We start from the raw sequence: 13,434 nt of genomic DNA, 5'->3' as shown, positions 1-13,434 counted from the left end.
CGCGCTAGCGTCGAGCCATGACGGAAGGTCGGCACGCGTGAGCGGGACGCCACCACAGCCCGCGACCGGGTGGCCCGCGGCGCGCTCGATCGCGGATGCCGCCGACGCACGCGCCGGGGTCGTGACGCGTCAGGCGACCGCTGACGAGCTCGACGGCGTGCTCGCGCGCTTCGAGGCGACCTGGGGCGAGGGGCGCGGACCCGATCGCTCGATGCTGCAGGCCATCGCGCACGCCGGAGGCACCCTGCTCGTCGCCGTGCCGCATGAGCACGCGGAAGTCGCCGGAATCCTCGGCGCCGCCCTCGGCTTCCTCGGCTGGGCCGGCGGCCTTCACCTGCATTCGCACATGAACGCCGTCGATCCCGCCGCGCGGGGACGTGGCATCGGTCTCGCCCTGAAGCTCCGCCAGCGCGCGATCTGCCTCGAGCACGGCATCGACGAGATCCGGTGGACCTACGATCCGCTCATCCGCCGCAATGCGCACATGAACCTCGTCCGGCTCGGCGCCGAGGTCGTGGCCTATCGTCCCGACTTCTACGGCAGGCTCGGCGACCGCATCACGGGCGCCGACCGAAGCGACCGCTTCGAGGTGCGCTGGCGGCTCGATTCCTCTCGCACTGCACGCGCGCTCGCCAGGCGGCCGCAGCCTGCGTGGTCGGCCGAGGGCGGCCTCGCGCTCGACGCCGACTTCGAGCGACTGCGAGCGGATGCCCCGGCCGACGCCGCTCGCCTCCGCGAACGTTCGCGAGAGGCCTTCGCCGCGCTCGCCGGCCGTGCGCTGCGGCCCGAGCTCGACGCCGCGGGCGACTACGTGTTCACGAACGACGACCCCGACCGGGAGACCGAATGACACCCACGACCGTGACTCCGCGCATCGAGGCGATCGAGTTGCATCGCATCGAAGTGCCGCTCGTGCGTCCCTTCGAGACGAGCTTCGGCCGGGAGACCGTGCGCGAAGCGCTGCTCGTGCGAGTGCGCACCGATGCGGGCGACGGCTGGGGCGAGTGCGTCGCCGGCCGCGATCCGTTCTACTCGGCCGAGTACGTCGGCGGAGCGGCATCCGTCATCGAGCGCTACCTCGCGCCGGCGCTGCTGGCCGCGCACGCCGTCGGTGCCTCGCATCCCGCCCCGGCTGACGGCGACCGATCGGCCGGCGTGCCGCTCGCAGCATCCGTCGGGCCCGCGCTCGCATTCGTCGCCGGTCACCGCATGGCGAAGGGGGCGATCGAGGCGGCCGTGCTCGACGCCGAGCTGCGGGCGCAGGGGCGGTCGATGGGCGCCGCGTTCGGCGCGGTGCGCGACTGGGTCGACTGCGGCGTCTCGGTGGGAATCGCCCCGACGCTCGAGGAGCTGCTCGACGAGGTGACCGGCTACCTCGAGCAGGGATACCGGCGCATCAAGCTGAAGATCAAGCCCGGGTGGGACCTCGTGCCCGTCGCCGCGGTCCGCGAGCTCATGGGGCCCGGCGGCCTGCTGCAGGTCGACGCGAACACGGCGTACACCGCCGACGACATCCCGCTGCTCGCGAGCCTCGACCCGTTCGGGCTGCTGCTCATCGAGCAGCCGTTCGCCGAAGAGGACATCGCGACCCACGCACTGCTCGCGAGCGCGTGCGAGACGCCGGTCTGCCTCGACGAGTCGATCCTCGACGCCGTGACCGCGGTCGACGCGATCGAGCGCGGGGCGACCTCGGTCGTCAACATCAAGCCCGGGCGCATGGGCGGCTACCTCGAGGCGCTGCGGGTGCACGACGCCTGCCGCGCGCTCGACGTGCCGGTGTGGTGCGGCGGCATGCTCGAGACCGGCATCGGCCGTGCGGCGAACGTGGCACTCGCGGCACTGCCGGGCTTCGTGCTGCCAGGAGACACCTCAGCATCGTCGCGCTACTACGCCGAAGACGTCACCGAGCCGTTCGTGCTCGGCGAGGGCGAGCATCGGGGGCAGCTCCGGGTTCCGGATCGCGCGGGCACGGGGGTCACCGTGCGCGACGACCTCGTGCACGACTGGGCGAGCGCGCCGCCCGTCGTGCTCGCGCGCTGACACCTCAACCTCCCGTGAGACCGACCGGGCGAGTCCGGCGCGGGGTCAACCCTCGAGAAGGGTGAGTGCACGCTCGCCGATGGCCGCGGCGGAGCCCGCACGCCCCGGATCGTCGTCGAGCGCGAACCAGGTCGACGACAGCGCGCACCACGCCACGAGCCACTGCGCGAGCCGTGACCGTTCGATGCCGCTCGCCTCGACGACCACGCCGAACTGCCGTTCGAGACGGCCCGGGAGCAGGGCGCGCTCGGGCGAGGGGTTGCAGAGCAGGTTGCAGTAGTCGAAGCCGGCTTCGCCGACGAGCCCCTTCGGGTCGATCGCGAGCCAGCCGCGTTCGCCGAAGTCGAGCACGTTGCCGTGGTGCAGGTCGCCGTGCAGCACGACCGGCTCGCGCGGGTCGTCGAGGAGTGCCGCCGCGACGTCGGCGCCGCGGCGGTGCTGCGGGCCCAGTCCGTCGGCCGCGGCGAAGAGCTCGCGGAACCACGTCGGCAGGTCGACGAGATCCGGTGGGTCGGTGCGGTCGAGCACGAGAGCGGATGCCGCGTGGATGCGGCCGGCCGCCGCGCAGATCGTGCGGGTGGCCTCGTCGTCGCGGCCATCGGCGACCATGCGCACGAGGTCGCGGTTGCCGGTCGCGCGTTCGAGGAGCAGGGCCTCATCGCTGTGGGCGAGGACCCTCGCGGCGCCGCGGCCGTCGAGTGCCACGAGGAGCTCGGCGCCGCGTTCCTCCTCGTCGGTGTGCGCGAGCTTCAGCATCGCCGGCGACCCGTCGCTCGTCTGCACGGGGATGAGGCGGCTCGAGGGCGTCGTCACCGGCTCGCCGTCGGGGCGTAGGCGCCAGTGCCGCAGCCATGCGGCATCGCCGGCGAATCCGGGGTTCACCGGGCCGAGGTCGCTCACTGGCGATTCCACTCCTTGCCGGCCCACGGGTCGTAGTCCATCTCGAGCGGCTCCTGCTCGGGCCGCTGCTCCTCGGGCACGTGCTGCAGGTTCACGCGGATGCGGTACCAGAGCGAGGAGCTGCCGCGCATGCCGTCGACGAGCACGTCGGCGGGGTGCAGGAGCGCCGCGACATCCGAGTGCCGCGCCTTCCAGCGCTCGAGGCCCTCGAGCGCCTCGGGCTTGGTCTCGGCGCGGGCGATCTCGATGAGCGGCATCGTCGAGGCGCGTCGCCCCGAGCCGTCGGAGGACTTGGGCGGCTTCTCGGCCGGTCCGAGCTCCTCGGCGAGGGCGAGCAGGCGGTCGAGGCTGCCGACGGCGTCGTCGATGCCGGCCGCCGGGTCGCCGAGGTCGGCGAAGCGCTCGAGCACGGTCGCCACCGTGAAGCGCTCGGGGTGGCTGCCGCGCACCTCGCTCCAGTCGAGCGGCGTCGAGACTCGTGCGTCGGGCAGCGGCCGGATGGAGTACGCCGAGGCCACGGTGCGGTCCTTCGCGTTCTGGTTGAAGTCGACGAAGACGCTCTCGCCGCGCTCCTCCTTCCACCACCTCGCCGAGGCCATGCCCGGTGCCCGGTTCTCGACCTCGCGAGCGAGGGTCTCCGCGGCGAGCCGCACCTCGCGATAGTCCCATCTCGGCTCGATGCGCACGTTGATGTGCAGGCCGCGGGAGCCCGAGGTCTTCGGCCAGCCGACGAGCCCGTGATCGGCGAGCACCTCACGCGAGACCATCGCGACGTCGACGATCTGGGCCCACTCGACGCCCGGCATCGGGTCGAGGTCGACCCGCAACTCGTCGGGGTGGTCGAGGTCTTCGGCCCGAACCGGGTGGGGGTTCAGGTCGAGGCATCCGAGGTTCACGACCCAGGCGAGGGCTGCGGCGTCGCGGATCACGACCTCCTCGGCCGAGTTGCCCGACGCGTAGTGCAGGGTCGCGGTCTCGATCCAGTCGGGCCGCTTCTCGGGGGCGCGCTTCTGGAAGAAGGCCTCCTGGTCGATGCCCTTCACGAAGCGCTTCAGCACCATCGGGCGCCCGCCGGCACCACGCAGTGCTCCCTCGGCGACGGCGAGGTAGTAGCGCACGACGTCGAGCTTCGTCAGGCCGGGCTCGGGGAACACGACCTTGTCGGGGCTGCTGATGCGCACCTCTCGGTCGTCGATCTGCAGCACCTCGGCCGTCGACGCCTTGGGGCTCACGCTCTCCACACTATTGCGCGAGGCCGCCGAGCGGGAGGGCGTGGCATCAGCCGGATGCCACGGAGGCCTCGGTCGACGCGGCGGCGGCGCGGGCGTAGCGCCGAGGGGTCTCGCCGATCACGGCCCGGAACTGGCGCGTGAAGTGAGCCTGGTCGGAGAAGCCGAGGCCGGCGGCGAGTTCGGCCAGCGACGGCGGCTCGGCGGACGCGAGCGCCTGTGACGCCTCCTGCATGCGATAGCGCCCGATGAGCCACTTCGGCGTGAGGCCGAGCCTGCCGCGAACGAGCCGCTCGAGTGCGCGGAGGCTCAGGCCCGTCGCCGCGGCGAGCCCGTCGGCGCGCACGATCGAGCGGTCGGTCTCCGCGAGCTCCACGACTCGGCGCAGCTGCGCGGCCTCGTCGTCGAGCTCGATGCGCTGGGAGCGGAGCCACGCCTCGAACCCGGCGATCGCGGATGCATCCTCGCCCGCCTCGATCTCGGTGCGCACATGTTCGGCGAGGCCGGAGGCATCCGTCACGCGGAGTGCAGCGAACCTGACCGAGGAGCCGACGAGGTCGCGCATCGGACCGGGTGCGAGGCGGTGGGCGACGCCGGGCTGCAGCAGCACGCCGAACGCCCAGCCCTCGCCCTCGAGCCGCTGGCGGCTGCGACCGAGCTCGGGTCCATAGAGGGCCGCCTCGTGCGGTTCGATCACGAGGTTCGCCGACGGGTAGTCGAGCACGCCCTGCTCGATGACGACGCCCGGCGGGAGCCGCCAGCGGGGAATCCACACGTGGCGCACGAGGCCCTCGAGATCGGCACTCACGGCATGGCGGGCGAGTCGGACCGGCGCGTCATCGGCGGCCGCCTGCGCCGCGGCCGCCGCCGCGAGCGGCGCGATGCCGGGCTCGCCCGGTCGGCCGGCGAGCACGCCCTTCGTGGCGGCGCCGGCGCGCGAGCGCCAGTAGTTCTCACCCGTCTGCATGGGGCAAGTATGGCGAGCCCCACCGACGCACCGCCGCCGACCACGTCGCCCCGTCGCGTTTGTGCAAGACGCGGGCACCGGGGCATCCGTAGCGTCGAACCCGACCAGTTCGACCACCAGGAGGACACCATGACCGACTTCGAGATGACGCTCTTCGTCGCCGCCGACCCTGCCCGCGTCTGGGACGCGATCACCGGCGAGGAGGGCAGCCGCGCCGTCATGTGGGGCTCGGCCCTGCGCGGCGACCTCGTGCCCGGCGCCCGCTACGAGTACGTCGGGCCCGGGCAGGACGGCGACGAGACCGTGCACGTCTACGGCGAGGTGCTGCAGGCGGAGCCGGGCACGGTGCTGCAACTCACCGAGCACCCCGGTCCCACCTACCGCGAGAACCACGCCGAGCTCCGCAGTCGCATGACGTGGCGTCTGGAGCCTGCGGGTGATTCGCTCACGAAGCTCACGTTCACCAACGACGAGTGGAGTGAGGGCCACCCCGCCGAGGCCGAGACCTCCGACACCTGGCCGCTCGTGCTCTCGAGCTTCAAGTCGTGGGTCGAGACGGGCAGGGCGTTGCCGTTCCCCTCGTGACCATGCGCGGAGTAGGTTGAGGCCACCACCGGTCGGCGAAGGAGACACCATGGCGAAGGCGCCCGCGTTCAGGATCGTGCGCTGGGAGCTCAAGGTGCTCTACATCGTCGTCGCGTGGATCGTCGGATACGCGCTCGCCGACCTGCTCCGCCGTCTGAACACGGCGGAGGTCGGCATCGGCATCGTCAGCCTGCTCTTCGACCTCGCCGCGTTCGTGTTCGCGGTACGGATCTTCCGCGGCCAGGGTGAGCCGATCGACCCGCCGCGAGCATGGTGGCGCATGACCGGGTGGCGGCCGCTCAGTCGCCGGCTCGGCATCCTGTTCGGCGCGGCCACGGCCATCGCGTTGGTCTGCTTCGTCGGCGAGATGACGGGTGCCGTCGAGCCGACGACGAACGGAGCCTTCAGTTGGCTCGGGATCACCCTGCAATGCGGCGTGCTCACGTTGCTGTACCTCAACTCGGCCGCGCACATGACGCGTCTCGGCATCGTGAAGCCCGAGCGACTTCGCCCGATCATCCGACTGACGTAGGCGCCCCAGCCACGCGAAGTGACGCGAATCGACCGTTGCTCGCCGAGGAGCGATCGATTCGCGTCATCTCACTGCGGCCGACGGTGCCGGTGCTCGCTAGGATCGCGAGCATGGCCGACGATCCGGTGAAGCAAGCGCAAGAAGCCGCCGCGGCGGCCGCTGAGGCGGCGGAGGAGCTGCAGGCGCAGGCCGCCGAGGCAGTCAGGAAGGCCGAAGAGGCGGCGGCGCTCGCGAAGGCGGCCGCTGAGGCCGCAGCGGATGCTTCGACGCCGGCCGCAGCCGAAACAGTCGCAGCCAAATCAGCCGCAGCCGCGACATCCGGCCCGCTCGACCAGACCCAGGTCGACGCGATCCGCGCCGGCTATGCCATCGAGGGCCGAACCCTCGAGATCGGCGCCCTCGTCAACGGCGAGGCGCTGCCCGACGTGCCCGTGCGCATCCCGCTCGCGATGACGAACCGGCACGGGCTCGTCGCAGGCGCGACCGGCACGGGCAAGACCCGCACGCTGCAGGTACTCGCCGAGCAGCTCTCGTCCCACGGCGTGGCCGTGTTCGCGGCCGACATCAAGGGCGACCTCTCGGGTGTCGCGACGCCCGGGGAGGGCAACGAGAAGCTGCTCGCCCGCACCGAGGGAATCGGCCAGCAGTGGACCCCGGCGAGCTTTCCGACCGAGTTCTACTCCCTCGGCGGCGTCGGCCGGGGCGTGCCGATCCGGGCGACGATCTCGGGCTTCGGCCCGCTGCTGCTCTCGAAGGCGCTCGGCCTGAACGAGACGCAGGAGTCGAGCCTCGGCCTCGTCTTCCACTACGCGAACACCAACAACCTCGCGCTGCTCGACCTCGAAGACCTGCGCGCGGTGCTCGCCTACCTCGTGAGCGACGAGGGCAAGCCCGAGCTCGAGGGTCTCGGCGGGCTGTCGAAGGCGACGGTCGGCGTGATCCTCCGGGAGCTCATCACCTTCGCCGACCAGGGCGCCGACGTGTTCTTCGGCGAACCCGAGATCGACACGGCCGAGTTCCTTCGCGTGGCGTCCGACGGGCGCGGCATCATCAGCCTGCTCGAGGTGCCGGGGGTCGCCGACAAGCCGGCGCTCTACTCGACCTTCCTGATGTGGCTGCTCGCCGATCTCTTCACCGATCTGCCCGAGGTCGGCGATCTCGACCAGCCGAAGCTCGTGTTCTTCTTCGACGAGGCGCACCTGCTCTTCGCCGACGCCTCGAAGGACTTCCTCGCCCAGATCACGCAGACCGTGCGGCTCATCCGCTCGAAGGGGGTCGGCGTCTTCTTCGTCACGCAGACGCCCAAAGACGTGCCGGCCGACGTGCTCGCCCAGCTCGGCTCGCGCGTCCAGCACCAGCTGCGCGCCTTCACACCCGACGACGCGAAGGCGTTGCGCGCGACCGTCTCGACGTACCCGAAGTCGGGCTACGACCTCGAGGAGGCGCTCACCCAGCTCGGCACGGGTGAGGCGATCGTCACCGTCATGAACGAGAAGGGGGCGCCGAGTCCCGTCGCCTGGACGCGGCTGCGTGCCCCGCAGGCGTCGATGTCGCCATCGCCCGATGCCGTGGTGGACGCAGCCGTCGCGGCATCGCCGCTCACCGCGAAGTACGGCACCGGCATCGACCGGGAGTCGGCGCACGAGATCCTGACCAAGAAGCTCGCGGATGCCGCGGCGAAGGTCGACGCCCAAGCGGCGGCGGAGGCCAGGGCGAAGGCCGACGCCGAGTTCGCGAAGATGCAGGCGAAGATCCAAGCGGATGCCGCGAAGGCCGACAAGAAGGCGCAGGCCGAGTACGACCGGCTCATGAAGCAGACCTCGACGACCTCGCGGTCGCGCTCCTCGCGATCGAAGGAGAAGTCGGCGCTCGAGCAGGTGCTCGGCTCGAAGACCACGCAGAACGTGCTGACGAGCGTCATCACCGGCATCTTCGGCATGGCCAGGCGCAAGTAGTCGCATGCCCGCCGGGCGCACCGGCCGGTTGGCCGCCGTGCGGGAGGATGGACCCGTGCCAGAGATCCGCCCGTACCGTGCCGCCGACCGCGATCAGGTCGCCCGGATCTGCCTGCTCACGGCGGCCGGAGGCGGTGACGCCGCCGGCGTCTACTCCGACGACACCCTGATGCCCGAGGTGTTCGCGCTGCCCTACGTCGAGTACGCGCCCGAGCTCGCGTTCGTCGTCGCCGATGGCGATCGGGTGCTCGGCTACGTGATCGGCGTGGCCGACACCGCCGCCTTCGTCGAGTGGTGGAAGCGCGAGTGGGGGCCGGCGTTCGCCACGAGGCATCCGTCGCCCGGCGCCCCCACCGGCCACGAACCGGACTTCACCGAGGCGCAGCTCATCGAGGCCGGCACGGCGCCCGAGCGCATGCTCATCGCCGAACTCGCCGAGTACCCGGCGCACCTGCACATCGACCTCCTGCCCGAGCTGCAGGGCCGCGGGTTCGGCCGTCGCCTCATCGACACCCTCCGAGACGCACTCGCCGCACACGGGGTGCCGGCCGTGCACCTCGGCATGGACGCTGCGAACACGGGAGCCAGGGCGTTCTACGACCGGCTCGGATTCCACGAGCTCCCGTCGAGTCGCCCGGGCTCGCCGCTGCTCGGCATCGCGACCACCGACGCGAGCGACGCGACGGCAACGGGCTCAGCCGTCAGCGAGTGAGCGAACGCCGCTCGAACCAGTAGAGCAGGCGCGGGTTCGCTTCGCGCAGGTCGGCGAGGGTCATCGGCTCCGAACCGACGGTCTCCTCGACGCCGAGCACCTCGGCGACCCGATCCATGGTGGCCTCGTCCCAGAACCTGCCGCGCATCCGGAACGCGCCGCGGCCGGTGCGTTCGACCACGAAGAGCTCCTGCGTCGTGTCGAGACTGTTCGCCCGGTACAGGTGCACCCGCAGCACTCCGGCGACGTCGCGTGCCGCGACGGTCGAGACACCGCCGAAGAAGCCCCGTTCGACGATGCCGTAGCGGCTGATCGACGCGTTCGCACGGCGGTAGCCGACCCATGCGACGAAGATCGCCGCTATGACGACCGCGGTGGTGGCGGCCATGACGGGCCACGCGTCGTGCGAGTCCATCAGCCAGATCTCGGCGGCGAGCACCGGTAGGGCGAGTGCCAGGAGCGGCAATCCGACGCTCCGTCCGAGGGAGCGGCGTGGCCTCAGGGTGAACACCCTGAGGCCGTCGCCCCCTGCTGCCGCCGCTCCGATGGAGGAGCCCCCTGCGTCCCCACTCCTCAGTTCCATCGCCGCCGCTGACATCCCTCTCATCATGGGCGTCGCGGCGGAATCGCACCATTCCGCATTAATGAGGACACGGGGCCGGAAACGACGAACGGCCCCGACGAATCGGGGCCGTTCTCGTACTCATCTACCGCGGAGGATGGGGGATTCGAACCCCCGAGGGCTTGCACCCAACACGCTTTCCAAGCGTGCGCCATAGGCCACTAGGCGAATCCTCCCGGGGACTCCCCACGCACCCGCCAGAGCCCGGCTGCCCTTGCTGCGTTTCCGCCCTGGGGGAGTTGACCTGGATGACGCCACGTGAGGAGCCGGAGACAGTCTACCCGAGCGCAGGCAGGTGTCTTGACCGCGGCCGGTTCAGCGAGCGGATGCCTCGGCCAGGCTGGCCGGAAAGGCCCGAGCGGGTGTCTTGACCGCGGCCGGTTCAGCGAGCGGATGCCTCGGCGCCGCGGGCTGCCCGCGCGGCGAGGAACGCGTCGAACGCCTCGCGGCTGGTCTTCGACGGCGTGTATCCGAGTTCGGCCTTCAAGCGCGTGTTGTCGAGCACCGGCCGGTACCGCAGGAAGCCGACGCGCTCGGGTCCGTGCACCGTGAGCCGGGTCGCGTGGCCCACGCGAAGCGCGAGGGTGAGCAACGACGGCGACACCGTGATCGTGCGCTTGCCGAGGGCCGCGGCGATCTCGGTGACCGTCATGCGGCCGTCGCCCGCGACGTTGAACGCACCGGTGACCTCGCCGGTCGCCCCGCGCACGATCGCGCCGACGACGTCGTCGACCCAGACGAAGACGAACGGGCTGTCGGAGCCGCGGATCGCGAGGATGCGCGGGCCGTCCCAGAGTGCGGTGATCTGGTTCGCCACCGACGGGCCGAGGATCGTGCCGATGCGGAGCACGACCTGGCCGAGCGCCGGGTGCGCGACCCGGTACGCGGCGAGCATCTCTTCGACGAGGCGCTTGTGCCGCGAGTAGCTGAACTCCTCGTTGCCACGGATGCCGTCGGTCTCGACGAGCCACTCGGGGTTGTCGGCGTGATACCCGTAGGCGGCGCCCGACGACGAGACCACGATGCGCCGCACGCCGAACGCGACGGCGGCGTCGAGCACGTTGCGCGTGCCCTCGACGTCGACGCGGTACTCCACGTCTTCGCTGAGGCCTCCGGGGTTCACGATCGCGGCGAGGTGCACGATCGTGTCGATACGGTGGTCGCGCACGACCGCGGCGACGTTCGCGGCATCCGTCACGTCGCACGGCTCGAACACGACGCCGTCGGGAAGCTGCGCGGGCGTGCGCACGTCGCCGGCGACGACGAGCTGGACGTCGGGATGCCCGGCGAGGGCGCGCACCGCGCTCGATCCGAGGAACCCGGCGCCGCCGGTGACGAGTACGCGCCTCATTCGGCGACTCCTCGGCCGGTCGGCTCGTGGTCGGTGGCCTCGATGCGCTCGCTTCGTTCGCTCCTCGACCGTCCGGCAGTCGACCGGCGGTCCGCTCGCTTCGAGTGCCTCGCCCAGAGGGTCGCGACCGTGAGGCCCGCGACGATGTCCCAGATGCCCCACCAGCCGGCGACGACGGCCATGCCGCCGAGCCCGCCGAAGAACGCGAAGACGAGGCCGAGGCCGAGGCCGGCGTTGCGGATTCCGACTTCGAAGGTGATGGCCTTGCGGTCGCGTACGCCGAGGCCGCCGATGCGCGCGCTCGCGTACCCGAGGCCGAGCGCCACGGCGTCGTGCAGGAACACCGCGAGCAGCACGACGCCGATGAACGCCATGAAGATCGCCCAGTTGCCGATGAGGGCCGCGGCGATGAAGCCGACGAGACCGATGAGGCTGACCCAGCGCGCGTAGGGCTGTACCTTCGCCGCGAAGCGGGGCAGCTTGGCGCGGATCAGGAGGCCGGCGAAGAATGGCACTCCGATGATCAGGAAGATCTCGAACAGCATCTGCCAGCCGTCGAGGCTCACCTCGTGCACCAGCTTGCTCGCCGTCGGGTGCAAGCCGCCCCAGAACGCGAGGCTGATCGGCAGCAGGAAGATGTAGATCACGTTCGAGACGGCTGTCATCGACACCGAGAGCGCCACGTTGCCGCCCGAACGGTAGGTCAGCACCTGCGAGATGTTGCCGGGCGGGCAGCACGCCACGAGGATCATGCCGAGCGCGATCGACGCCTGCACGTTGAGCAGCAGCGTCAGGCCGAAGGTCACGGCCGGCAGCAGGATGATCTGCGCCGCGAGCGCGATGATCATGGCCTTCGGCGCCTTGGCGACGGCCTTGAAGTCGGACGGCGCCGTGTCGAGCGCGATGCCGAACATGATGAGCCCGAGCACGATGTTCAGTGCGATGAGCGAGCCCGGGGTGAAGTTCAGGACGACGTCGTCGATGTTCATGCGGTGCCGCCCTCGGTGTGGATGGCCGTCGCGGTCGCCGCGACGAGGCTGTGGGGGAGGAGCGGGCCGCGCTCAGAGGTCGGCGGCAGCGTGCCGAGCAGTCGCTTCACGGTGCGCCGGTAGGCGTCCTTGTTGACGTAGTACGACATGCGGTCGAGACCGAGGTAGTCGTAGCCGCCGGTGAGGTCGGGCCACGGGGCATCCGCTCGCTGACGGAACCGAGCGGCGGCCTCTGGGGCGTCGTCGGCGGCGGCGAGGTAGGCGGCGATGAGCTCCGCCTGCTCGAAACGGCCCTGCCAGCCGATGCCCGACGCCTCGATCATGCCGAGCACGAAGAGGCCGTTGAACGAGGGCGGGAAGACGTTCATGAAGAGCGACGGCGACGCGCCCTCCCAGTTCAGGTGGGTGCGCTCGACGAAGGGGTAGTCGAGGTGGTAGCCCGTCGCGAGCATGATGAGGTCGTAGTCGCCCGAGGATCCGTCGGCGAAGTGCACCGTGCGCCCGTCGAACCGGTCGATGTCGGGCACGACCCGCAGGTCGCCCTGGCCGAGGTGGTTCAACACCATCGTGTTCACGATCGGGTGCGACTCGTAGATCTTGTAGTCGGGCTTCGGGAACCCGAACTTCACCGGGTCGCCCGTGAACGCCTTGAGCACGCGCGTGTCGATGAACTGCTTGATGCGCGCCGGCAGCGGGCGCCCCTGGTTCAGGGTGTCCGACGGGCGGCCGAAGAGGTAGCGGGGCACGAAGTAGTACCCGCGGCGCACGCTCAGGTCGACGGATGCCGCGTGGTGCACCGCATCGACCGCGATGTCGCACCCGGAGTTGCCGGCGCCGATGATGAGCACTCGCCTGCCGTCGAACGTCTTCGCCGACTTGTAGGCGCTCGTGTGCATGATCTCGCCCGTGAACTCGCCGGCGAAGCCCGGCACGTTGGGCTCGGCGAGCGTGCCGTTGGCGAGGATCACGCCCGAGTAGTCGCCCGTGATGGTCTCGCCGTCGGCGGTGACGGCGGTGACGCGCCAGCGCGGCGCGGCGGACCCGGCGCCGGCGCCGGAAACGGGCGTGCCATCAGGAACGGGGAGCGGCGAGACATCCGTCACCCTCGTCTCGAAGCGGAACCGCTCGCGCAGGCCGAACGCGTCGGCGAAGGCGCGGAAGTACTCGAGCAGTTCGCGGTGGCTCGGGTAGTCGGCGGTCGAGGCCATCGGGAACTCGGTGAACTCGGTCGTCGTGCGACTCGAGATGAGGTGCGCGGACTCGTACATGGTCGAGCGCGGGTTGTCGATGTTCCAGAGGCCGCCGACGTCGGGGCCGGCCTCGAATCCGTCGAAGGGGATACCGGCGCGGCTGAGCGCTCGCGCGCCGGCGAGGCCGGATGGGCCCGCTCCGATGAGGGCGATGTTGTTCACGGGTGGGTGTCTCTGTTCGGGTCGCACCGCTGGGGGAGACGGCACGGCACGTCGATGTGCCCGAACAGCATAAGCGAATACTGCTCGGGTTCTGGACGCCGCCGATCATCCGCTCGACGGATGCCCCGACCACGACGTTC

13 protein-coding genes, 1 tRNA gene and 1 other RNA gene are annotated in these 13,434 nt (G+C 71.0%); 6 read left to right on the top strand and 9 right to left on the bottom strand.

Annotated features, from left to right (window positions below; translation table 11 throughout):
* Positions 1–37: 37 nt before the first annotated feature.
* Together ASD23_RS11190 and menC are read left to right on the top strand one after the other, a co-directional pair.
* Positions 38–850 carry a hypothetical protein gene (locus ASD23_RS11190; protein WP_157377069.1) on the top strand — a complete coding sequence of 271 codons (813 nt, stop codon included), beginning with the start codon at positions 38–40 and terminating at the stop codon, positions 848–850.
* Positions 847–2,040 carry an o-succinylbenzoate synthase gene (menC, locus tag ASD23_RS11185; protein ID WP_056010321.1) on the top strand — a complete coding sequence of 398 codons (1,194 nt, stop codon included), beginning with the start codon at positions 847–849 and terminating at the stop codon, positions 2,038–2,040. Before ASD23_RS11190 ends, menC begins: the two co-directional genes overlap by 4 nt.
* Before the next feature lie 45 nt (positions 2,041–2,085).
* Here menC and ASD23_RS11180 read toward each other — a convergent pair whose 3' ends face one another.
* The 3 genes from ASD23_RS11180 to ASD23_RS11170 are packed head-to-tail and all read right to left on the bottom strand — an operon-like array spanning position 2,086 to position 5,136.
* Complete coding sequence (locus tag ASD23_RS11180; RefSeq protein WP_200941708.1) at positions 2,086–2,940, bottom strand: aminoglycoside phosphotransferase family protein; 855 nt, start codon at positions 2,938–2,940, stop codon at positions 2,086–2,088.
* Positions 2,937–4,172: a non-homologous end-joining DNA ligase gene (gene ligD / locus ASD23_RS11175; RefSeq protein ID WP_056010319.1), complete on the bottom strand. Its 1,236-nt coding sequence runs from the start codon at positions 4,170–4,172 to the stop codon at positions 2,937–2,939. Before ligD ends, ASD23_RS11180 begins: the two co-directional genes overlap by 4 nt.
* Before the next feature lie 46 nt (positions 4,173–4,218).
* Positions 4,219–5,136, bottom strand: coding sequence for an AraC family transcriptional regulator (locus ASD23_RS11170; protein WP_056010318.1), 918 nt, complete (start codon positions 5,134–5,136; stop codon positions 4,219–4,221).
* Between the two features lie 129 nt (positions 5,137–5,265).
* On the opposite strand from ASD23_RS11170, the gene ASD23_RS11165 reads away from it, so the two are divergent.
* From ASD23_RS11165 to ASD23_RS11150, 4 genes are all read left to right on the top strand, one after another.
* Entirely contained in the window at positions 5,266–5,721 is a 456-nt protein-coding gene (locus ASD23_RS11165; RefSeq protein ID WP_056010317.1) for an SRPBCC domain-containing protein, read from the top strand.
* Positions 5,722–5,770: 49 nt separating this feature from the next.
* Entirely contained in the window at positions 5,771–6,253 is a 483-nt protein-coding gene (locus ASD23_RS11160) for a hypothetical protein (RefSeq protein ID WP_056010315.1), read from the top strand.
* A gap of 110 nt (positions 6,254–6,363) precedes the next feature.
* Positions 6,364–8,208 carry a helicase HerA-like domain-containing protein gene (locus ASD23_RS11155; RefSeq protein WP_056013013.1) on the top strand — a complete coding sequence of 615 codons (1,845 nt, stop codon included), beginning with the start codon at positions 6,364–6,366 and terminating at the stop codon, positions 8,206–8,208.
* Positions 8,209–8,263: 55 nt separating this feature from the next.
* On the top strand, positions 8,264–8,920 hold the full coding sequence (locus ASD23_RS11150) for a GNAT family N-acetyltransferase (RefSeq protein ID WP_235507721.1): 657 nt from the start codon (positions 8,264–8,266) through the stop codon (positions 8,918–8,920).
* Here the strand turns inward: ASD23_RS11150 and ASD23_RS11145 are convergent.
* The 6 genes from ASD23_RS11145 to ASD23_RS11125 form a co-directional block, all read right to left on the bottom strand.
* The gene (locus ASD23_RS11145) at positions 8,910–9,386 is read right to left on the bottom strand and encodes a hypothetical protein (protein WP_129230782.1); all 477 of its coding nucleotides are present in this window, start codon (positions 9,384–9,386) and stop codon (positions 8,910–8,912) included. The genes ASD23_RS11150 and ASD23_RS11145 overlap by 11 nt on opposite strands.
* A gap of 247 nt (positions 9,387–9,633) precedes the next feature.
* Positions 9,634–9,718, bottom strand: a tRNA-Ser gene (locus ASD23_RS11140).
* An RNA gene (gene ffs / locus ASD23_RS18605) (signal recognition particle sRNA small type) lies at positions 9,717–9,813 on the bottom strand. Before ffs ends, ASD23_RS11140 begins: the two co-directional genes overlap by 2 nt.
* 111 nt (positions 9,814–9,924) lie before the next feature.
* Complete coding sequence (locus ASD23_RS11135) at positions 9,925–10,893, bottom strand: NAD-dependent epimerase/dehydratase family protein (RefSeq protein WP_056010309.1); 969 nt, start codon at positions 10,891–10,893, stop codon at positions 9,925–9,927.
* Positions 10,890–11,882, bottom strand: a complete 993-nt coding sequence (locus tag ASD23_RS11130; protein WP_056010307.1) for a bile acid:sodium symporter family protein — start codon at positions 11,880–11,882, stop codon at positions 10,890–10,892. The genes ASD23_RS11135 and ASD23_RS11130 overlap by 4 nt, the downstream gene beginning before the upstream one ends.
* Positions 11,879–13,294, bottom strand: coding sequence for a flavin-containing monooxygenase (locus tag ASD23_RS11125; RefSeq protein ID WP_082571381.1), 1,416 nt, complete (start codon positions 13,292–13,294; stop codon positions 11,879–11,881). Before ASD23_RS11125 ends, ASD23_RS11130 begins: the two co-directional genes overlap by 4 nt.
* Positions 13,295–13,434 lie beyond the last annotated feature (140 nt).

This window comes from Agromyces sp. Root1464 (assembly GCF_001427265.1).
GTDB classification, from domain to species: domain Bacteria; phylum Actinomycetota; class Actinomycetes; order Actinomycetales; family Microbacteriaceae; genus Agromyces; species Agromyces fucosus.
The sequence above is the reverse complement of the archived record's forward strand: the minus strand, read 5'-3'. Positions and strand labels throughout refer to the sequence as shown.

What these genes read in the sequence shown, in the direction of transcription:
- menC (WP_056010321.1), top strand. Translation starts at nt 847, where the DNA reads ATGACACCCACGACCGTGACTCCGCGCATCGAGGCGATCGAGTTGCAT.
- ASD23_RS11170 (WP_056010318.1), bottom strand. Translation starts at nt 5,136, where the DNA reads ATGCAGACGGGTGAGAACTACTGGCGCTCGCGCGCCGGCGCCGCCACG.
- ASD23_RS11165 (WP_056010317.1), top strand. Translation starts at nt 5,266, where the DNA reads ATGACCGACTTCGAGATGACGCTCTTCGTCGCCGCCGACCCTGCCCGC.
- ASD23_RS11160 (WP_056010315.1), top strand. Translation starts at nt 5,771, where the DNA reads ATGGCGAAGGCGCCCGCGTTCAGGATCGTGCGCTGGGAGCTCAAGGTG.
- ASD23_RS11155 (WP_056013013.1), top strand. Translation starts at nt 6,364, where the DNA reads ATGGCCGACGATCCGGTGAAGCAAGCGCAAGAAGCCGCCGCGGCGGCC.
- ASD23_RS11135 (WP_056010309.1), bottom strand. Translation starts at nt 10,893, where the DNA reads ATGAGGCGCGTACTCGTCACCGGCGGCGCCGGGTTCCTCGGATCGAGC.
- ASD23_RS11130 (WP_056010307.1), bottom strand. Translation starts at nt 11,882, where the DNA reads ATGAACATCGACGACGTCGTCCTGAACTTCACCCCGGGCTCGCTCATC.